This window comes from Variovorax sp. WS11, assembly GCF_010499245.1.
In the GTDB taxonomy this organism is placed as follows: Bacteria; Pseudomonadota; Gammaproteobacteria; order Burkholderiales; family Burkholderiaceae_C; genus Variovorax.
The window spans coordinates 953,996-974,778 of the sequence record NZ_JAAGOW010000005.1 but is presented as its reverse complement, the minus strand read 5'-3'; the positions used below and the strand labels follow the sequence as shown (position 1 = coordinate 974,778).

The window sequence follows — 20,783 nt, the reverse complement described above, 5'->3', positions numbered from 1 at the left end:
CTCGTAGGAAATGATCGGCGCGGAGCCGCAAGGCTTCAGCCAAAGTGAACGGGGGTGTCAGGTCGCCTGGGCCGCAATCGCCGCAGTAAGAGCTTGTCGCGCGCGCGAGTAGGTCAGCTCTCCGCAGTACGCACCGGCGGCGAGGATGACCTCTTCCAGTTCGTGCGGCTGGTATCCGAGGCGCAATGCCGCGCCAAACCAGATCTCCGCGTCATGCAAGCGGTTGGAACCGCACATGACTCCGAGAAGCACCAGGCACCGGTGTTTCAGGCTCAGGTCTGAGTTGCTCCAAAGTACGCCAAAGTAGTGACTGTCAAGCATCCGCTCGTGCGCCTTGTGAACGTCTGTGGCCCCTGGTTCGGAGTTTGAATCTCCAAGGATGCGACGGCGCAGCTCTCGGCCTTGCGCGACCAGATCTGCGTTGGTGCTGGTAGGTGTGGCGGCCTGGGTTTGTCGTGCCTCGGCTTCAGGAACACCTTTCAAGGCGGCCCGAACAGTCGCAGTGGCTTGCTGGCCCACCGGCACGCCTGCGTACCAGGTCACCATCGCGAGCACCTGGCGTAGTTGGGCACGCGAACAGCCACTTCGGGTCGCGCCCCGCACATGTACGGCCAGGGTTCCGCTGCTGGGCCCCAAGGTGGCGATCATCGAGAACGTCGCCAGCGCCCGCTCCACGCGCGACAGACCCTCACGTGCCCATACCTGCGCGTAGCAGCACTCATGGCCGAACAAATGATAGAACTCCTCAAGGTCATCCTCGTCTCGCAGCGCCTGCGAAAGGCGCTCGGGTCCCTGGACCTCCGAGCGCAGTTGCGCTCCCAGCTGGTAGAGATGAGGATCAGCGATGAAGGACATGGTTTTCTCCTGGTTTCAGATGTTCGTGAAAAGGTCACTCGTCTCACAAAGCCCGACATGGCGGCCGGGAGACGCGCCTCCGCCGGCGGGATCGGTACAGCACCCCGCGAACCGAAATTCATGCGCGCCCTGCTCTTGCCGAAATCGGCCGCGACGTTCAGTGGAATGACCGCCCCCCATCGGCGGCGAGGGCTACACCCGTGATGTAGGAAGACCCAGCACCCGTGAGAAACAGGATGGCTTGGGCGATTTCGACCGGCTCGGCCATTCTCTTCAGTGCGTAGTTTCCGACGTTGGCCCGGTGCTTGTCGCCCATCGGGGTATCCACCAGCCCCGGACAGACCGTATTGGCTCGAATCTTCGGTGCCAGCTCCGCGGCCAACGCCCGCCCGAGGTTGACCACGGCGCCCTTCGAAGCAGCGTATGCGGTGAGGCCTGGCGCGTTTGGGAGGAGGCCTGCGGCCGAAGCAATATTGACGATCGTTGCTGCCGACTCCTTCTGCATCCACGGCAGGCAGCTTCTGATAACGAGATACGTTCCCGTGAGGTTCACGTCCAGCGTGCGTCGCCAATCGGCAACGGGCGTCTCGAGAATGGAGGCAAAAGGCATGATGCCTGCGGCATTCACAACCCCGTCGATACCACCCAAGGCGGCGCCTGCTCGCTCCACCGCGTTGACAACTTCCTCTTCTTTGGTGATGTCCACCTGGAAGCCGTGACCGCCCGTCTCACAAGCGCACTGCGTCAGGCCGCTCACGTCCACGTCAAAAAGCGCCAGAGATGCTCCCTCACGTGAGAACAACTGCGCGGTAGCCCGCCCGATCCCGGAGGCCGCCCCAACGATGACGATGCGACGACCCTGCAACAGATTTGTGGCGGGCTGAAGCGGGGTGACCGTCGATTCTGAAATGCTTTCCACCATGACTGGATCCTTCTTTATCGCTGCAGGAACGGGTTTGCCGGAGCGGCCGCGGCCGCAGAGATCATCACGCTCTTGGTTTCGAGAAACTCATGAATGGCTTCGATGCCGCTTTCACGACCGAGCCCGGATTGCTTCATCCCGCCTAGCGGCACCATGCAGCTGTAGGCCCGGTAGGTGTTGACCCACACCAACCCTGCACGCAAGGCTTTAGACATGCGTATGGCACGGCCGATGTCCTGCGTCCACACACCTGCCGCCAGTCCGTAGATCACGTCATTGCCAATATCGATGGCGTCTTGCTCACTCTCGAATCCGATGATCGAAAGCACAGGACCGAACACTTCTTCCTGCGCGATACGCATCTGATTCGTGACATCAGCGAAGATCGTCGGCTGCACGAACAATCCCCCTTTGAGCCCCTGCCCAGTCGCTGGGGCGCCTCCCAATACGCATCGCGCCCCTTCGGACTTGGCCGCCTCGATGTAACGCAATACCTTCTCATACTGCGGCGGATTCGAGATTGGACCGATCTCCGTGTCCGCGCTCAGGGGGTCTCCGAGTCTCAGCTTCCGGGCCATTTCGATCAGACGCTCGGTAAACTTCTGCCGAATCGAGTTCTGCACGAGCAGTCTCGAGCCTGCGGTGCACATCTGTCCTGCGGCGCCGAAGATCCCTGCCACGACTCCGACGCAAGCCTGGTCGAGGTCAGCATCCGCGAACACAATGTTCGGCGACTTCCCCCCTAGCTCCATCCCAACTCGCTTCATGCCGCGTGCCGCAGCCTCATAAACCTTCGCGCCTGTCCTGTCGGAGCCGGTGAAGGTGATCTTGGCGACGTCGGGGTGTTCGACGAGCGGGGTGCCGATTTCCTGCCCAAGTCCGGTGACCACATTGATCACCCCCGCCGGCAGGCCGGCCTCCTGCGTCAAAGCGGCGAACTCCAGCGAACTGGCGGATGCAAACTCCGAGGGTTTCAGCACGACGGCGCAGCCAGCCGCAAGCGCCGGCGCGCATTTCAAAGCAAAGAATTGGAGCGGTGAGTTCCAAGCGGTGATAGCGGCAACGACTCCCACGGGTTCGCGCAGTGTCATCGCCAGCATGTCGGCCTTGTCGACCGGAATCACAGTACCTTCTACTTTGTCTGCCAAGCCTGCGTAGTAGTACCAAAACTCAGGGATGTACTTCAGTTGGCCCTGCATTTCCGCCAGGATCTTCCCGTTGTCGCGCGACTCGATCTCGGCCAGGCGTTGCGCATTGCGTGAATCGGACAGCAGATCGCCAATGCGGCGCAAGACTTTGCCGCGTTGCGAAGCCGTCATGGTGCTCCAGGGGCCCTTATACATTGCGTCGCGGGCGGCGGCGACTGCAAGATTGGCATCCTCCGCGTTGCCGCGCGCAATCCGCGCCCATGCGGCACCTTGATAGGGATCTACAGTTTCGAGCCATTGAGAGCTCGAAGGGGTCACATGGGCACCATTGATCCAATGCTGATATGTCTTCATTTGCGCCGCCTGATCAGTCGATCTTGATTCCCAATTCCTTCACAAGCGGGCCCAGAACGGCGGACTCGCTATTAATGAGCTTGACCAGTTCATCCGGTCCGGCCCAGTTCGACTGCATGCCGATCTCTGACAGCCTGGCGCGCACGTCAGGCAACGCCATGACTTCCTTCAGGTCTGCAGCAATCTTGTTACGAATCGCGTCGGGCAACTTGGCAGGCGCGATGAAGGCATACCAGATGGGCACCTCTTTCTTCTGCAGGCCTGTATCCGTCATGGACGGTACTGCGCCTCCAAACGCTTCAAGTCGCCTCGAGCCAGTAGTAGCAAGTCCGCGCACCTTGCCCGCTTTGATGTGCGATGGATACACCGCGGGGCCGTCGAAGCCTGCGTCGATATCGCCCGATAGCAGGGCTTTTGTGACGTCGACGCCGCTCTTGTAAGGAACTAGCCGGAACTTCAAACCTTGCTCGCGGGCTAGCTGCTCTATCGCGACCTGCGAAATCAAGGCGGCGTGGCCGACCGTTACCTCGTCCGGATGCGCCTTGGAAAAGGCAACGAACTCTTGCATCGTCTTCGCGGGCAGCTTGTCACTTCCGACCCAGATCATCGGTACGTTCGTCAGCTGGGCGATTGGTGTGAAGTCCCGCAGCGGGTCGTAAGGCAATTTCGACGATGCGTAGGGATTCAAGGTCAAGGTCTGATTGATCACTTGGTACAAGGTGTACCCGTCCGGTGGCGCACGCACCGCCTCCATGGCCGAGATGATCGTGTTGCCGCCTGGCTTGTTGTCCACGGTCACAGGTTGGCCCCAACGATCGGAAAGCTTCAAGGCGACATAGCGCGCCAGACTGTCAGCACTGCCACCGGCTGCGTACGAAACGATCAAACGCACGGGGCGGTTGGGCCAGGTGGCCGTTTGCGCTGCCACACTCAGTGCGCTCGCACCCAGGATCACCAGGGCAACCAGTTTGGAAATCGTTCTCACATTGTCTCCTTTGTTCATATTCGATGACCGGCGGCTACAAGCTCATCGATTCGCTTGGTCCGCACCAACCAGGGTTTTCAGAAGCTCAAGCAGCAAAGAATCTCGCGCGGCATCCTTGATGCATCCAACCTCTCCAAGAGCATGGCCACACCTTGGCCAAGTCAGGCGCCTGGTGCGCACGGCGCAGGCGACGTGTTGAGATGCAGCTGGATCACGGCAGCTCGCTGACCGTCAATCGCGCCGCCATGAGGATGACCGCGAGGGCCGCGTCGCAAATGAGGGTGTGTCGTTCCATGTCAGCGTTCAGTTCATCACTCGAACTCACTCGAACATGTAGATTGAGAGGAAGACTCAGGCCAGCACAAAACCTTCGTAGCCCTTTGCCGCAACATTCGCGCATCGCTCGCGGTACTCGGGAGCTCCACCCACGTAGATCAACGCCCGGCGCGTGGTGGACCCGTCTGCATTTCGCGTGGTCTTGACCCACCATGCATCGCTCTCGACCAGCAATGTCTTGGCATAGACCTCGTAGACATGCTGGGTCCACTGGTCCTGGTAGTCGGCGGCGGGCTCACTGGAGGTCAGGCCTCGTTCCCGCATGTACGCAAACATCTGGGTGACCCACTCCACCTGCAGCGCGCTGCAGACCCCGATGTTGCAGAAGGAAGCACCGTTGTGGGCGCCAACCAGCGTAAAGAAGTTCGGGAAGCCCCTCGTTTGGAGGCCAAGGTAAGTGACAGGTCCATCATCCCAGGCGGTCTTCAAAGCAACACCACCGCGGCCTCGGATGTCGATGCGGTCCAGGGCGCCCGTCACGCCATCGAAGCCAGTGGCGTAGACCAGCACGTCCAGGTCGATCTGGCGGCCGCCGACCTGAACTCCCTCCGGCGTGATGCGATCCATTGGCGTCTGGCTGATGTCAATGAGCTCGACGTTGTCCTGGTTGTAGACCTCGTAGTAGTTCGTTTCCATGGGAACTCGACGAGTCCCGAACGCATGATTCTTCGGGATCAGCTTCTCAGCGAGAGCGGGATCCTTGACCCTCTCGCGGATCTTGTTGGCGACGAACTCTGCGATGTAGTCATTGGAGACCTTGTTGGTCAACAGGTCACGGTAGCTGGATAGCCACAGCGCGTAGCCGGGCATCGCATAGAGCGACTCGAAGAAGGCTTGCCGCTCCTCTGCCGTCACTTCGACCGCCTTCTTGCTGCCCCGCCGGTATGGAAATGCGGTCTCCGTGGTCTTGAGGAACTCCATGAAGCTCGCGGGATCGCCACGCAGCTGCCGCATCGACTCGGGCGTCAGAGGGCTGTTGCCGAGCGGGATGCACCAGTTGGGCGTGCGTTGGAAGACGTGCAGCTTTGCGGCGGTCTCGGCGACGATCGGGATGATCTGCACCCCCGTGGCACCCGTGCCGATCACGCCGACCCGCTTCCCGCTGAAGTCGACCCCAGCGGGCCTTCCGTTGTCATCCCGCGGCCACCGTGAAGAGTGGAAGGATTCACCGCGAAAACTTTCGGCTCCAGGGATGCCGGGCATTCGGGTCGCCGAAAGAGGACCGACGGCGGAGATCAGGAACGTACAGCTCGCTTGGGTACCGTCGTCCAGTTCCAGCCTCCAGGTGTTCGAACCCTCGTCATAGTGGGCACTGAGCACCCGCGTGTTGAACTGGTAGTGGGGGCGAACGCCCATTGCGTCAGCCGCGTGCCCCGCGTACTTCAGGAGCTCCGGCTGACTCGCAAACCGCTCTTTCCATTCCCACTCCGGAAGGATGCCATTGAGGCCGAAGTATCCGTAGGCATAGCTTTCCGTATCGAGGCGACAGCCCGGATAACGGTTCCAGTACCACGTGCCGCCAACATCGGAGCCGGCTTCGTACCCCTTCACGTCCATCCCGAGCTTCAACAGCGCATGGACTTGATAGATGCCCGTGATCCCGGCGCCAATGACGACAACTTCGTGGTGTGGAATATCAGCGTGGTGCGACATGTGCCAAGTCCTCTTTACAAACTGTTCGGTACTGAGAATATACGTACGCGTATGTTGGATGTCAAGAAGCGGCGATGTCTTCGGTGCAGATGAGCCTGCACGGCCGGGAGACGTGAGCAAGGAGGCGTCGTCGCCTGCCTGCGCAGGTGGTCGTTCTAGGCAACAGGATTTGCAACGCGGCCGTTCGTTTCAAGCCTTGACCGGTAGAATTGCAGCCATCATTCGACCCAAGTTGTCCCCCACCATGCCTCGACAAGCAAATACCAGCCCCCGCGCCGGCGCTTCATCCGCACGGGCTCGCGCACCGCGCGCTGCAGGTGGAGCTACGCGTGAGAAGACCGGAGCACGAGGTAGCATGCGGGACGAAGTGACTGCATACCGGAAGGACCTGATCGTGCGCGCCGCTTCCGAGGCATTCTTTGATCACGGCTACCACGACTGCACCGTGGACATGATCGCGGAGAGGCTCTCCGGCACGAAAGCGATCGTCTACTACTACTTCGACGACAAACACTCCATCCTCGAGGAGATATTCAAGCGCGCGCTCAGTGAGGCGCAGGAGGTCATCCGAAAGGCCATCGACCAAGGCAGCGACCCACGCGCCAAGCTTGCTGCGTTCGCGCGCTTGTACGCCTCGTGGGTCGTCGACAATCAGAGGGTCGTTGGCGTCATCTGGCGCGAGGAGCGCTCTCTCTCGCTTAGGGCGAGAGAGACAGTTGCGCTTGAGCGGCGGAAGATGGACGATCTGGTGGCCTTGATCATCCGCGAGGGCGTTTCCAAAGGGCAGTTTCTGGTTGAGGATGTGCGCACCACCGCCCGTGCCATCTCCGGGATGATCTCCTACACTTATTCCTGGTGGCGAAGCGACCGTCGGCTTTCTCGCGAGAACATTGCCGACTACTACGCTGGTGTAGTGCTTCGGATGGTCGGCGTGCCGGAGTCGGCGCCGAGTTCATAACAGTGTTGTGTGCGTCCTTCATCTCTGCCCTGCCGATTTCTGTCCGGCAAGCCTCGAGACGGATTTGGCGAGCCGGGCCACAACATCCTGGTCGTAGTTCCTCGCCCGCGGCAGGTGGCTAGTTAAGCGGCCGCCATTGGTGGACTACCCGAGCTATTCCGTCAGAGGGTCGACGTCCCCTCCCCCTTGCGCATCGATGCGGTCGCGCACCGTCTCGAAAATGCGCAATGTGGCGCCGGAACTCAAACTGGCCGATACCTGCGCTGTCGCCGATCACGATACCCACATTCACCGCTGGACGATGCGACCCGACTCTTGCACTTTCGCGGGCTGCCGCGCCGGTCAAGGGCCCGCCGCTTGGCAGTGATTCGTGTCCGTCACTCGCTCGATAGCGGAGGTGGGAAACCAGCTTTCTGCGGCCAGAGGTTTACAAAGGCTTGTATCTGAATGGACGCGTACAAACCCTCGCGTGTGAAGGGCTCGTTCTGAAGCCACTCGGTTGCGGCCTCACGACTGGGAAAGTCGATGGCAATCAAGCTTCCGATCTTCGTTCTACCGTCATCTCCCACCAATCTTCCCGCGAAGGCGATCCGATCTGCGACCTTGGTGATGTAGGTCCTGTGATCTGCCTTGAGATTGCGCCGCAGATCCTGGGCGTTGGCTTTGTCCAGAAGGATGAATGTGTAGATCATTTGAACTCCAAGAGAGAAAAATTAGCGCAGCATGCATCTTGTGCTTGGGTACCCCTCGTCGCAACCCCAGTGCACTGGCCGACTCAGGTGTACCCGCCTTGCTCGTTTGAACTAGAAAGCACCCGCGCTTCTACGCTTTCAGTGTCAAGTCCCAGCACCCAGCGGGAATCCCTCGTTCCCGCAAGATGTACTTCTGCACCTTGCCGTTCTCCGTCCGGGGAAGCTCCGCAACGATATCGATGAAGCGCGGGACGGCGAACTTCTGCAGCCGCGACTCACAGAATGTAGCGATTTGCCGCGGATCGGGGGAATGCCCCGTCTTGCCGACGACCGCGGCCATCACCTCATCCTCCGCATGCTCGGAACGAACAGGGTAAACAGCGCACGCAGCAATGCCAGGATGGCTGAGCAGCACTTGCTCGACCTCCCAGGAGGAGATGTTCTCGCCGCGCCTTCTTATGGCGTCTTTGATGCGATCAATGAACCGGAACGCCCCGTCCGCTTCGCGAACGACCCGGTCACCGGTGTGGAACCACAGGTTGCGCCAGGCTTCGACGGTCTTGTCGGGCTTGCCGAGATACCCGGAAGCAAACGCGAACGGTTCATCAGCGCGGAGGACGAGTTCGCCGGCCTGGCCTTCCGGAACCGGATTGTCGTGTTCGTCGACCACTCGGGCATCGAAACCTGGGCGAACCCAGCCCATAACTCCACGGGGCGGCGCATCGCGCGATGCCGCGATCACGAAGTTGCTTTCGGTCGCACCGTAGCCTTCGAGCATGAGAACGCCGGTCCGCTCGAGGAACGCTTTGCCTGCCGCTTCAGGCACGCCCGGGCCGAGGCCGATACGAACGTTGTGGTTTCTTTCTTGCGCCGTTTGAGGCTGTGCGAGCAGGAACGGCACCATGGCGCCCAGCAGATAGATGACGGTTGCTTTGGTAGCCACCATTGCCGGCCAGAAGCCGGAAGCGGAGAACTTTCCAAGGTAGTGCGCCTCGCATCCCACAATCGCGGCCTGAAGGAACATGTGCAGGGCATTGATGTGAAAAAGCGGAAGAGTCGTACACAGGACATCGTCTTGCGTGTGACCTAGGATGTCCGCGGTATTCGCACCCCACCAGTAATAATGAGCATGTGAGCACAGGACGCCCTTGGATGGACCTGTAGTCCCGGACGTGTACAGCACCGCGAAGACGTCCGACGGGAGGACAGGCGCCGCTTCAATGGGTTCTGCGGGTTCGGGCCAGCGGCGAGCGGGCAATGCCGAACATTCCGAGCTCGTGGTGCCATGAGCGGAGCCCACCTCCCAGACCCCCTTGAGGCTCGTCTTTGCGACGTCAACCGCCTGAAGCCGTTCCACAAATTGGCATTCGATGACCAACAGCTGAGCATCGCTGTCGGCCAACAAGTACTCGATCTGCGGCCCCATGCATGCACTGTTGATGGGCACGGCAATTGCACCGATCCAGCTGCACCCAAGGATGGTTTCCAGCAACTCCGACCGATTCGAGCACATGATCGCAACGCGATCTCCGCGCTTGATGCCCGCAACACGCAGCGCCCCTGCGCGACACGCTGCCACGCGTGCCAGGTCGCCATGCCGCCATGCTGCACCCGAGATGGTTACGCAGGGCCTGTGGCCAAAAAGTTGTTCCTGACGGCGCAAGATCGCGGGCACGGTGCGCTCGTGCGGGGGTAGCAGCCATTCAGTTTGCATAGGACTGTCTTGATCTCTGTTTATTGCTGGACACTCGGGTCAAATCTTCAGTCCACCGATCTGAGATGTTTCGGCCCAGATACAGAACGGCTCCGATGCTGAGATCCGCCCTGACCGGATCATTTCGAGCCAGATCTCGCTCGCGTCGATAAGCCGGTTGATCCCGGCGGCAAGGAACGGCAGTGAAATGCTTTCTGCCATCTTCCCTTCATGAGAACCGGCGTCGTACAACGCGTGAAGAGATTGCTCGACGCCCCACCGATGGCCAAAGGTCGTATGCACTGCCAGCATGAGGTACCAGGCGAGATCCAACGGGATACCGGAATCGCTCACTAGCCGCGAGATTGCGCCACGGTAGGTCGCGACGGCGTTCATCGGTGCGAAATGCTTCTGCCAATGCCGATGCATGAACTCGAAGGAGCGCGGGGTGCCCATCGCCAAAGCCACCAGGCCCGTGATCACCTCCATCTGATTCGACGTGCCGCCGTTATCCCGGAAAAGCTTGACGTGGTGGGTGCCGACGCTCTCGCCTGCCGCGGAAAGGATGCCCATCCAGACGAACTCTCGTTCGTAGGCGCTGAAGTGGTTTTCCTGTTGCGTCAGGGCGGCATACAGCTTGGTGTAGCCATCCTGGAAATCCGGCATTGCAACGGCCATCATGCCTTGCTGGGGAAGAATGAAGCCGCGCTGCGCGTAGTGATCGGCCAAGCGCTGCCGGATCTCCTCGGGGCTAGAGATTCTTGCTGACATGTGGCTCTCCTTGCTCAGTTGTCGAGCGTGATGTTGTTGTCTTTGATGATCTTGCGCCACTGCTCCGTCTCCGCAGCGATGCTGCGCCGAAAGTCGGCGGCCGTGAATTGCGAAGGCACGACGCTGAATCCCTTGACCCGCTCCTGCACCGCAGGATCCTGCAACACAGTCGCGAACGCCTCTTGTGCGCGCTTCAGGACCGCAGGAGGCGTCGCTCGCGGCGCGAACATCCCATACCAGAACGTCAGTTCATAGCCACCGGGAACCAACTTCGACTCATTGAAGGTCGGCAATTGGGGAAGCGACGGATCTCGAGCAGGGCCCGTCGTGGCGAGTGCACGCACCGACTGCGCATCGATGTAGCTTTTCTGGATGGGCACGATATCGACAGCACAGTCAATCTGTCCCGAGATCAGCGCCTGCGCCACCTCGGTCGAACTCTTGAAGGGCACATGGACCATTTCCACGCCACTCTTGGCCTTTAGGAGGTAGAGCCCGAGGTGACCAGCAGATCCAATGCCGGGTGACCCGAAGGTGTATTTGCCGGGATTCGCTTTCACAGCGGTCATGAACTCCGCAAGTGTCTTGAATGGCAGCTTCGGATTGACTACAAGGACAAATCCGCCGATACCTACTTGCCCAACCGGCTCGAAATCCTTCAGCAACTCATATCTGGTCGGCCGCAGGTAGGGCAGGCTCAGGAGACTCGAAGAAGCAAAGAGAAACGTGTAACCGTCAGCAGGTGCAACCGCTGCCAGTTCCGTACCGATCTGACCGGCCGCACCGGCGCGGTTTTCAACCACAACCGGTTGCCCAAGCTGCCTGGAAATCTGCTCGGAAAAGATTCGCGCGATGGTGTCAGTACCCCCGCCGGCGGCCATATTGGCGATTACCTTGACGGGACGCGAGGGATAAGGCTCAGCTGCGCCAGCCAAGGCCGCCGTTGCGAGGAGGCCTGCCAGCAGCAGGCCTCTCGAGATCCATTGTCGACGCATGCATGTCTCCTTCGTCGGTTTGCTGCGAAAAACATCTCAGGGTCGATCCGAAAAGCCAGCCCGCTCCCCGCCCGATGAGCATCCGTTGGCCGACGCTTGCTGGGCCATCGGCCGTCACGAATGCCGCGCGTCCTGGCCCCCCATCGAAAGCCAAACGCTTGAATGCCCGAACGTATTTGCACATACTTTTGCGTATGATACGCCCGGCGCAATGCTTGTCAAGGGTGGACGCCTTTGGCGAAATTTAAGAGCTGGCGAGCGTGACAGAGCGTGACAAGAAGAATGGCCGGGATGTCGGCGCCACAGGTTATTGAGATGACAGACGACATACTTGCGCGTACAATTGTCTGCGCCATCAATGCCGTTCTAGCAGCGGCCGCGCAGGATGCAGACGTGTCCGCGCGCGATCATCTTGGAGACACAAGCTATGAAACGTTCATTCGCCTCGCTGATAGCCAGCGCAGCCGTCGCGCTTCCAGCGCTTCTCGCAGCGCAGACCTTTCCAAGCAAGCCGGTTACCTTCGTAGTGCCCTTCGGTCCGGCGGCCGGTGCAGACATGATCGCGCGATCCATCGCCACAACAATGAGCAAGCACCTTGGCCAACCAGCCGTCGTCGACAACAAGCCTGGAGGCAATGCCTTCATCGGCTCCCAGGCCGTGCTGAACGCCCCGGCCGACGGGCATACCGTGCTGATCTCGTCGAATTCGCCGGTCATTTTCAACAAGCTGCTGTTCAAGTCGATGCCCTACGACAGCATCAAAGACTTCATTCCGGTCGCCGGCTTTTGCAGCGGCTCGGTGGTGGTCACCGTTCATTCGAAGTCGAGGTTCCACAACGTGGCCGAGCTCGTTGAGTATGGCCGTAAGAACCCTGGAAAGCTCACAGTTGCTTACAGCAGCAGCGCCACGCAACTGGCGGCTGCCATGTTTCAGCAACTCTCTGGTGTGAAGATGTTGGAGGTTCCATACAGGGCATTCGCCCCGGCGCTGAATGCCCAGCTGGGCGAGGAGGTAGATCTCCTGTTTCCACCGCCGGACCTGGTCGCACCGCACATCCGCAGCGGTGCCCTCCGGCCGTTGGCAGTGACTGGCAGCAAGAGAATGGCCAGCCTCTGGCCGGACGTGCCGACCCTCCAGGAGGCAGGCATCAAGGCCTATGAATTTACTTTCTGGTACGGCGCCTGGGCAAAAGAAGGTACGCCGATGTCGGTCGTCGACAAGCTTCGAAACGCAATGCTGCACGCATTGGACGAACCTGACGGACAGAAATTTCTCGCGGCGAACGCATGCGAACCGATGCGAATGACGAGACCGGAGTTCGCCAAATTCCAGCAGCAGGAACTGGAAAAGTGGGGAAAGGTCGTGAGGGAAGCTGGCATTCAGCCGCAATAGTGGTCGCCTCTGGAGGGCTCGTGTCGCTGGCGCCGTTAGATCCAACGGGGGTAGATCGGCTGCATTGTGGCAGCCCAGCGATGTGGGTCCGAGGGCGTCGCAGCTAGCCGATTGGTACTGACGCAGTTTCCTGTGCCTGCAACGGGTCCAGTGCCCGCAACTCGCGCTTCCAATGGCAGAGTCCTTGCGCCTGCGCAAGGCGCCGCCTCGACATACGAGCAATGATTACGAGGGCCCATCCACGGGCAAGCTGCATGCAAGGTCTTTCGTAGCGGGCGGAGACAGGAAACGTCTTGAGACAGAGCGTCCCCTGTGCAAGTCCAGAACTCAAGTGGCCATGCAAGGCGTCGCCGCTTTTCGAGTGCTCCCTCACCTGGATGCAGATCGCTTCCAGCGTTGAGGAGCGCATATTCAGCTACGCGCTGCGGCAAAGTGACCGCGGACGCGGGCATCAAGGCCGACTGCAGGGGGCGCGCCCTCTTTCCTCAGGACAGCAGGCGGACGACTTCGCCCACGTCGTCCAGTTCCTCCAGGCGGTGGACCATGCCGATCACGGCATCGACCGTCGCGGCGGAGAGCGGCTTGGCCGAGTACGACGCGCAGTCCCTGAACTTCTCGACGTGGTGCTCCAGCGTCATCGGATTCACGCCGTAGCCGAGTGCGACGTCCACGCGGCAGGCATGGCGCTCGCCGCTGGTGGTCCGGATTTCGACGACCCCCGGAGGTACGCCAGTCCAACCCCCGCCCGCGGGAGCTAGGCTGGCGTCGAACCGCGGCTTCACCTTCCGCGCCAGCCGCAGGACGTCGGGGTCTTGGATGCCGGCCGGCGTGAAGTCGGCGATCTTCACCGTGCCGCGCAGGGCGGCGACCGCGACGGCGAACGGGATGCTCCACTTGGCATCCATGGGCGTCTTCGGGTTTTGGCGCTCCGCCAGCGGCTCGCACAGCAGCTGGCCCATGTCGGCGACGGTCACCTCGATGTCCTCGATGTCCTGCGGACGGAGCCTGTGGTCGCGCACCAGATTCAGGGTCGCCTCGATGTACGGCTTATTAATGCCCGAGCAGGGCCAGGGCTTGAATCCGGAATCGGCGATGAAGAAGTGCTCACCGAGACCATCGACGAGGTAGTGCCGGTCGTACTCGCCGCCGAGGTAGGCCTGGAACAGGGCCGCCTGTCCCTCCAGGCTGTTCTTGCTGCCGCTAATGCCTCGCTGGGCCATCAGGGACGACAGCACGCCCGCCTGCGAGGTGAACGCCGGCCAAAGCCCCCGGATGACGGAGCCGGTGCCGCGGATCGGTTCATAGCTGCCGCAGGCTTGCATCAGCGCGATGCCGAACGCGTCGACCAGCTGGCTCTCGTCGAAGTGCAGCAGCTTGCCGCAGGTCGCCGTGGCGGCGAAGCCGCCGTAGATCTGGCCGGGCAGCCAGCGGAAGCCGCCCTGCCCCCTGCGTCCGGCGTACCCGAGCCGGAGCAACAGATCCGCGCCCATACAGATCGCCGTGATGAAGTCCTTGCCCGGGACCTTGCCGATGCGTTCCGCCATGGCGAAGCCGGCGGGCACGGTAGCGACGCCGGGATGCACCGCGGCAACATCGTCGATATCGTCGAAATCGAGCGAATGGCTCATCGCGCCGTTTGCAAACGCAGCCATGGGGGCGGGCACGCGGCCGCCCAGCCCGAGGATCGAGCTTTCCGGCTTGCCGCCGCAGTCCGTCACCAGTTCCACCACCTCCTTGCAACCCGCGCCGATGGTGCTGCCGGCCAGCGTCACGCCCAGCGTGTCCAGGATGCTGTTCTTGGTCATCCGGACCGCAGCGGGCGAGAGCTGGTCGAAACGGATGTTTGCCAGGGTCTTGCTGATGTCGAAAATCGCGTCCATCGTTCTCCTTTGGCCCGCGCTGTCAGCGGGCGGTCTTCTTCATGTCTCGGAGCAACCTGCCCCAGCGATCAATGTCTGTCTTTATCAACGCATCCAGCTCGCCCGGGCTGAGCGGCGGCGTTTCGGAGGCCTTGATGGCGACGGCGTCGATCACGTACTTCGACTTGCCAGCCTCACGCAGCGTGGCGCGCAGCTTCTCCACCGCTTCGGGCGGGGTCCGCGCGGGGGCGAAGAACGCGCTCCATGCCGCGAATTCGTAGTCCTTCATCCCCAGCTCGCGTACCGTGGGAACGTCTCGCAGCGCCGCCAAGCGCGCCCCGCTGGTCACCGCAAGGGGCCGCAGGCGCCCACTCTTGTAGAAAGGCAGCGCGGTGACGACGTCCGTCATCAGCAGGTCGACCTCCCCGGCGGCCAGGGCCGACGTCGCCTGCGCCTGGGTCTTATAGGGAACCGACAGGAGTTTGACATTGGCCTGGTGCTCAAGGATCTCCATGGCCAAGCGCGTGGAGGCGGTGCTGCTGCCGTACGTCAGCTTGCCCGGGTTCGCACGCGCAGCCGAAAGTACCTCCGCGAGCGTGCTGAACTTGCTCGATGGCCCGGCGTTCAGCACCAACGCGACACTTTCGGTGATGACAAGGGGGATGAAATCGACGACCGGGTCGTAGGGCAGCGCCGGTTGCTGATGCACGTTGAGCACGTGCGTGCTCAGGTTGCTCCACACGATGGTGTAGCCGTCGGGCGCCGCGTGCTTGCCGGATTCCAGGCCGATGACGCCCTCCGCCCCCGGCTTGTTCTCGACGATCGCATTCAGCCCGTCGGACTCGCTCAACGCGCGGGCATAGGCGCGCGCCACCACGTCACCTCCGCTGCCGGCACCGAAGGGCACGATGATGCGCATCGGCCGCGTTTTGTCGGGGAACGCCTGCGCGCAGCTGAGCGTGGCGAAGGCCCAGAGGGCGGCGGCAAGGAGAAAGCGAATCGGCATCAAGGGGCTCCGGAATGCGCATCGGGATGCAATTGTGGGTCGGCGATGAAGGCGCCTTCTCCAAGGAAACCCCCAAAATCTTTGCGTGCACAAGCAAGGATCTTTGCCTGCTGCGCAAGAGGTTCGCCCGCGCTGTCAGGCGAAGCGAAGCTCGGGACTTTGCGACACCGGCTCATCGGACAGCCGGCGTAAGCGCCGCTGCAAAGTCCAGGACATCGCGCGCAAGCTGAATGCGGCTCAGGTCATCTCCCATCACCGTGGCCGTCATCATGGGGCGGACTCCAAGCGCCAAAACTGCTGACGCGGCGGCCGCATCTGTGTGGTCCAGGACGAATCCGTCCAGCAACGAGTTCCTGTGCACGCGGGACGGGTGCAGGTGGCGAGAAGCACCATCCGATCCTCTGCCTTGGACACGATCTTCTGCGCCAGCACGAGCACGTGACCGTCACGGAGGGTTTCTTCCCCGCGCTGCAGCGCTGCGAGGATCAACGCACACAGGTCGTCGCCGGGGCGCACCTCCAGAAGAGATCGCAGCCGCACTTCGGCGCCGTCTCCGCGCTTAGTTTCTTGCGACATTTCGATATCAATCCCCTCATCCGCGCCGCAGTGATGCCCTTTGCAAGGCCGAACTACCGGCCGCTGGTGTACCAGGCGCGGCGCGGCCATGCTCGGCCACGCCGCTACTTGGCCACCCGCGAGTAGATGACGAGCACCTTCAGCGGCTCGCTGCCGATGCGCGTCATCGAGTGGTCCACGTCCGGCGGGAAGTAGCACATGTCACCGGGTCCCAGTTCCTGCACCTGACCTCCGACCTCGGCGCTGGCACGCCCTTCCAGGATGTAGTTCGCCTGCTCGATAGCAGCATGGCGATGCGGCAGAGAACCACCGCCGTGCGGCCCTGCGACGATGCCGAGAGCCACTTCAAGCCCCTGAGCGCCGACGGTTTCCGTCGTGATCAATCGCAGATTCACGGTGCCCGCGTGTTTCTCGGGCGTCGTGCCCTGCACCTCGCTCTGCCGGACAAAATACTTCGCCGTTGTCAAAACTCAACTCCTTGTTCTAGTGCCGAGGCAGCGGCCCGGCTTTTCGCGTGCGTTCATTGAGGCTCCAAGCCAACCTTCTTGATGAGGGCCGCGTACTTGAGCAAGTCCCGGCTGATGATCGCCCGGGCCTCTTCAGGCGTGCCGAGATTCACGACGCTTCCCTGATTCGCAAGTTCGTTCTTGATCTCGGGGCGGCTGAAGGTGGCGACGAGCGCGTCGTGCACCTTCTTCACCGCACCGGAATCCATGCCCTTGGGCCCGAGCAGGGTGACCCACGCTTCCGCCGCGTAGTTCGCGAGTCCCTGTTCGGCAAGGGTCGGGATGTCGGGAGCTACCGAGGTGCGCTTTGCGGTGCAGGCACCGATGGCCCGCAGGGCGCCGCTCTTGAGATGCGGCTGCGCTTGGGAAAGCGACAGCGTTCCGAACTCGATCTGGCCGCCGATCAGCGCGGCGGCCATGGGGCTGGGGCCCTGATACGGAATGTGCCTGGCCTTCACACCGGCCTCGTCCAGGAACATCTCGGTCGCCAGGTGGAGCACGGTCCCCATGCCAGCCGAGCCGAAGTTGAGCGCGCCCGGCTTGCTCTTGAGCAAGTCGATGAACTCCGCCGCGTTCTTCGCCGGGACGCGCGCCGCGTTAACGACCAGCACCATCGGGATCGAAACAAGCATCGCGACCGCCGTGAAGTCCCTGGTGACGTCGAAAGGGAATGCCTTCATGACGCCGGGAGTGATCACCAGGTTGTTGGTGATCACGACGAAAGTCATGTCGGTGGGCGCGGCGCGCGCGAGGGTTTGCAGGCCCACCAGTCCGGAGGCCCCGGTAATGTTCTCGACCACCACGGGGGCGCCGAGCGTCGTTGAGAGACCAGGCTGGAGCGTGCGCGCGGTCAGGTCGGTGCCGGAACCAGGGCTGCTGGGAGCAATGAGTCGTACGCGCTGGTCGCCTTGCGCTACCGCCACTGCCGGGGCAGAACCCACGGCTGCGAGCAGGGCAAGGGCGCGGCGACGGGTGAGTGCGCCGCCATCAGGCGCCGCGATGAGGGATGAGGCCATGGGATGTCTCCTTATCGAAAGCCTTGAGGGCTCCGTGCGGCCGGGTCACGCGCTGGGGGACGCGTCGCCCAGCCTGCGATGGTTAGAACACGCCCTGTGCTTGCCAGTCCCGCAGGCGTTGCTCTTCAAATCCGAGCCAGTCGCGGTAGACAACCCAGTTGTGTTCACCGAGCTTAGGTGCCGCGGCGCCGGTTCCCTGCTCCGTGCAATGGAAACGGATGGGCAAGCCAAAGGTGTTGAGTCCGGATGCAACTCCCAGGTCCGGATGTTCGAGCTGGGTGAGTTCGCCACGCTTCACGAGCAGCGGATCCGCCATGGCTTCCGACGGCGAGCGAACCCTCTCGACCGGAATGCCGGCCTTTGCCACAGGAACCTCAACTTCTTCCACGCTGCGGTCGCGGCACCACGCCGCAACGGCTTTGCACAATTCACCGTCGTGTTCGCAACGCGCCGAGAGCGTCGCGTAGCGCGGATCGGTGGCCCACTCAGGATGGCCCATGATTCTGAACAAGTCATGCGCCATCGGATCGCGCGAACCCGCACCGATAGCGACATGGCCATCTCGGCAGCGGAAGACGCCGAAAGGGCTTGCCTTCACGTTGAAATTGCCGGTCCGCGTGGGTTGGCCGAGTTTCTCCAGCGCCTGCCACTCCTCGCTCGCGAGGAATGCCGTGGTCGCGCCGAGCATCGACACATCCACGTATTCGCCCTGCCCGCTGCGTTCCCGCCGGTACAACGCAGCGGTGATGCCCATCGTCGCGTACAGCGAACTGACGGAATCGGCAATTGACATGCCGACACGAATGGGCGGGTCGCCCTCCTGCCCATTTGCGAGCATCATCCCGCTGGCGGCCTGTATGCCAATGTCGAGCGCCTTGCGGCCGGGCATGCAACCTGCGCCGAAACCGCTGATGGAGCAGTAGACAATCCGCGAGTTGACCGCGCGGGTCGCTTCATAGCCGATCCCGAGCTTGTCGGCGGTTCCGCTGGCGTAGTTCTCGATGACGATGTCAGCGCGCCGTACCATCTCGCGATAGAGCTCCAGTGCCTGAGGCGTCTTCAGATTGAGCGTAACGCCGTGCTTTCCACGGGCGCGCGCGAGCGCCGGGATCGACATCGAATCCGCATCCTTGCGCCACATGGTCACCTCGCCGCCGCGCGAGAGGAAAGGGGCGAACCTACGCGTCGCATCGCCTTTCGGTTCTTCGATCTTGATGACCGTCGCGCCCATTGCGGCGAGAGAGTAGGTCGTCATCGGCCCCGCCTTCTGGGTCGAAAAGTCGAGCACGACGATCCCTTCCAGCGGTCCCCGATTGGGCGTCGTGACGGGGATCGGCTGGAATACTTCGCCTGTGTTGCAGGTAGGAATCACCCTGTTCTCCCCGTATCAGTCGCCTTGCCTCCCGGGGCGCAGCAGGCCACCGCAATGTCACGTGCTGGCCGCGCCTTGTTGCGGCCCCACGTCCATCCCCGCTGCCTCTTCCGCCGGCAACACGCCACGCCATTCCCATTGGCCCTGCCAATAGCAACACTCAACTTCGACCCATCCATGCCCATGTCGGCTTCTCCTCGTTGGTCTCCAAGTCGTGGCTGCAGGCGTCGAGAGCGAAGCGATCCTGCATCCGGAGTTCAGCGCTGATGACTGTAGCGGCGCGTGACCTTCGCGAACAGTCGCAACGATCGGGAAACTCCTTTGCGCTGGCCGCGTGACTCCGGCCTTCAGCGGCTCTGCAAGCGCGGCATCGTAGTCCGCCAGCGACACCATATCTTTGATCGAGTCTGGCGAACGACACGCCGTTCACGGAGCCCGCACAGACTCGTACGCCGCTTTCGCCCGCAAGCTTGTCGCCATGCGCAAAGCTCCTTCCCGGTCGGGCTGGATGCGCAGGTCGCCCTTGGTTCGTAGACTCCCCAGAGCCGGGACCGCCGCTTGGTCCATCAAGGCAAAACGAATCAGGAGACCTCGTGACCGTTCCCGCGCGACGTTCGCTATTGAAGGCTGCAGCAGCGCTTCCATTGCTCGGCGCGCGCGCTGCCTTCCCGCAGCAGTATCCATCCCGCCCCATCAAGATCATCGTGCCGGCTTCTGCGGGCACTTCGATCGATGCCGCCGCACGCTACATCGCCGATGCACTGGCCAAGCAGCTGAACACCTCGGTGGTGGTCGACAACCGCCCGGGCGCCGGCGGTCTGCTGGGTTACCAGGCTGCCGCCAAAGCCACACCGGACGGTTACACGATCATCATCACCGGCCTGCCGCTCTACGTTCTGCCACTTTTCTCCGAGTCGGCCGTCCCGCCGTTCGATGCGGTCCGGGACTTCACCGCCGTCGCACGCGTGGTGCGCGTTCCTCTCGCGATCGTGGTGGGATCCGATTCGCCGTTCCGAACGATGGGGGAGCTCGTGCAGGAGATGAGGAGCAAGCCGGGTGAACTGACCTATTCCTCCCAAGGCGTCGGGAGCACGGCTCACCTATGTTCGGTTCTCCTCAATGACATGAGCAAGACCAACGCCCGTCACATCGGCTACAAGGAAACCACCATGGCGGTCACGGACGTGGTCGGCAGCCGAATCTCCTTCACCTGCCAAGGTTCCGCAGGTGTGCTGCCCCTCCACCAGGCCGGCAAGCTGCGCATCCTGGCCGTGACTGGCGCGAAACGATGGGAGGCGCTACCGGACGTGCCCACGGTGACCGAATCCGCCGTTCCAGGCTTCGACGCGTCTTCGCAGCTCGACTTCATGGCGCCTGCGCACACACCAGAACCGATCGTGCAGCTGCTCTCACAGCACATCGTCGAGGCCGCACAGAGTCCGCAGTTCAAGGAGTTCTGCACGAAGCAGGTGCTCTTCCCCGACCCCGTGGGTGCCACGGCGCTCGCTCCCGAGATCCCGCGCGAAGCGGCGAGGTGGAAGAAGATCGTCCAGCTCGCGCGCAACGCATGATGGCAGCGGCGCGAATGCGGTGCCTGCTGCAGACCGATCTGACGCCTCCAAGAGCGCGCTGGCGAGGGCCGGCCAACGGACATCCAAGCCGTGACGACCGCCGCGCCGGCGCAGGGCGCCCC

General features: G+C 62.1%; 18 protein-coding genes. 3 read left to right on the top strand and 15 right to left on the bottom strand.

The genetic code is table 11. The features are described from left to right. Nucleotides 1–57 precede the first annotated feature (57 nt). The 5 genes from GXN78_RS39195 to GXN78_RS39175 all read right to left on the bottom strand — a co-directional run bounded on the left by GXN78_RS39195 (nt 58) and on the right by GXN78_RS39175 (nt 6,253). Complete coding sequence (locus GXN78_RS39195; protein ID WP_106557963.1) at nt 58–855, bottom strand: carboxymuconolactone decarboxylase family protein; 798 nt, start codon at nt 853–855, stop codon at nt 58–60. A gap of 157 nt (nt 856–1,012) precedes the next feature. Continuing rightward, entirely contained in the window at nt 1,013–1,777 is a 765-nt protein-coding gene (locus tag GXN78_RS39190; RefSeq protein WP_106557962.1) for an SDR family NAD(P)-dependent oxidoreductase, read from the bottom strand. A 14-nt stretch (nt 1,778–1,791) separates the two neighbouring features. Next, entirely contained in the window at nt 1,792–3,279 is a 1,488-nt protein-coding gene (locus GXN78_RS39185; protein WP_106557961.1) for an aldehyde dehydrogenase, read from the bottom strand. 13 nt (nt 3,280–3,292) lie between these two features. Next, nucleotides 3,293–4,264 (bottom strand): tripartite tricarboxylate transporter substrate binding protein, encoded by a 972-nt coding sequence (locus GXN78_RS39180; protein ID WP_164256342.1) that lies wholly within the window; start codon nt 4,262–4,264, stop codon nt 3,293–3,295. A 351-nt stretch (nt 4,265–4,615) separates the two neighbouring features. Then, nucleotides 4,616–6,253: an NAD(P)/FAD-dependent oxidoreductase gene (locus tag GXN78_RS39175; protein ID WP_106557959.1), complete on the bottom strand. Its 1,638-nt coding sequence runs from the start codon at nt 6,251–6,253 to the stop codon at nt 4,616–4,618. A 355-nt stretch (nt 6,254–6,608) separates the two neighbouring features. On the opposite strand from GXN78_RS39175, the gene GXN78_RS39170 reads away from it, so the two are divergent. After that, a complete protein-coding gene (locus tag GXN78_RS39170; protein ID WP_164256340.1) occupies nt 6,609–7,211 on the top strand; it encodes a TetR/AcrR family transcriptional regulator in 603 nt (200 codons plus the stop codon). A gap of 377 nt (nt 7,212–7,588) precedes the next feature. On the opposite strand, the gene GXN78_RS39165 is transcribed toward GXN78_RS39170, so the two are convergent. From GXN78_RS39165 to GXN78_RS39150, 4 genes are all read right to left on the bottom strand, one after another. Further along, complete coding sequence (locus tag GXN78_RS39165; RefSeq protein ID WP_106557958.1) at nt 7,589–7,903, bottom strand: YciI family protein; 315 nt, start codon at nt 7,901–7,903, stop codon at nt 7,589–7,591. 130 nt (nt 7,904–8,033) lie between these two features. Further along, nucleotides 8,034–9,617, bottom strand: a complete 1,584-nt coding sequence (locus GXN78_RS39160) for an ATP-dependent acyl-CoA ligase (protein WP_106557957.1) — start codon at nt 9,615–9,617, stop codon at nt 8,034–8,036. Nucleotides 9,618–9,656: 39 nt separating this feature from the next. Then, nucleotides 9,657–10,367, bottom strand: coding sequence for a hypothetical protein (locus tag GXN78_RS39155; protein ID WP_106557956.1), 711 nt, complete (start codon nt 10,365–10,367; stop codon nt 9,657–9,659). 14 nt (nt 10,368–10,381) lie between these two features. Further along, on the bottom strand, nt 10,382–11,362 hold the full coding sequence (locus GXN78_RS39150; RefSeq protein ID WP_106557955.1) for a tripartite tricarboxylate transporter substrate binding protein: 981 nt from the start codon (nt 11,360–11,362) through the stop codon (nt 10,382–10,384). Nucleotides 11,363–11,789: 427 nt separating this feature from the next. Here GXN78_RS39150 and GXN78_RS39145 point away from each other — a divergent pair, with 427 nt between their 5' ends. Further along, complete coding sequence (locus GXN78_RS39145; RefSeq protein ID WP_164256338.1) at nt 11,790–12,755, top strand: tripartite tricarboxylate transporter substrate binding protein; 966 nt, start codon at nt 11,790–11,792, stop codon at nt 12,753–12,755. Nucleotides 12,756–13,240: 485 nt separating this feature from the next. Here the strand turns inward: GXN78_RS39145 and GXN78_RS39140 are convergent, their stop codons facing one another. The 6 genes from GXN78_RS39140 to GXN78_RS39115 form a co-directional block, all read right to left on the bottom strand. Then, on the bottom strand, nt 13,241–14,635 hold the full coding sequence (locus tag GXN78_RS39140; protein ID WP_106557953.1) for an MmgE/PrpD family protein: 1,395 nt from the start codon (nt 14,633–14,635) through the stop codon (nt 13,241–13,243). A gap of 22 nt (nt 14,636–14,657) precedes the next feature. Beyond that, nucleotides 14,658–15,620 (bottom strand): tripartite tricarboxylate transporter substrate binding protein, encoded by a 963-nt coding sequence (locus GXN78_RS39135; RefSeq protein WP_106557952.1) that lies wholly within the window; start codon nt 15,618–15,620, stop codon nt 14,658–14,660. Between the two features lie 267 nt (nt 15,621–15,887). Next, on the bottom strand, nt 15,888–16,286 hold the full coding sequence (locus tag GXN78_RS39130) for a coenzyme F420-0:L-glutamate ligase (RefSeq protein ID WP_219910079.1): 399 nt from the start codon (nt 16,284–16,286) through the stop codon (nt 15,888–15,890). 14 nt (nt 16,287–16,300) lie between these two features. Beyond that, entirely contained in the window at nt 16,301–16,663 is a 363-nt protein-coding gene (locus tag GXN78_RS39125; protein ID WP_106557950.1) for a cupin domain-containing protein, read from the bottom strand. A gap of 53 nt (nt 16,664–16,716) precedes the next feature. Next, a complete protein-coding gene (locus GXN78_RS39120; RefSeq protein ID WP_106557949.1) occupies nt 16,717–17,718 on the bottom strand; it encodes a tripartite tricarboxylate transporter substrate-binding protein in 1,002 nt (333 codons plus the stop codon). A gap of 82 nt (nt 17,719–17,800) precedes the next feature. Continuing rightward, a complete protein-coding gene (locus GXN78_RS39115) occupies nt 17,801–19,090 on the bottom strand; it encodes a CoA transferase (RefSeq protein ID WP_106557948.1) in 1,290 nt (429 codons plus the stop codon). Nucleotides 19,091–19,683: 593 nt separating this feature from the next. On the opposite strand from GXN78_RS39115, the gene GXN78_RS39110 reads away from it, so the two are divergent. Further along, nucleotides 19,684–20,661, top strand: coding sequence for a tripartite tricarboxylate transporter substrate binding protein (locus GXN78_RS39110; RefSeq protein WP_164256336.1), 978 nt, complete (start codon nt 19,684–19,686; stop codon nt 20,659–20,661). The last annotated feature ends 122 nt before the right edge of the window (nt 20,662–20,783 follow it).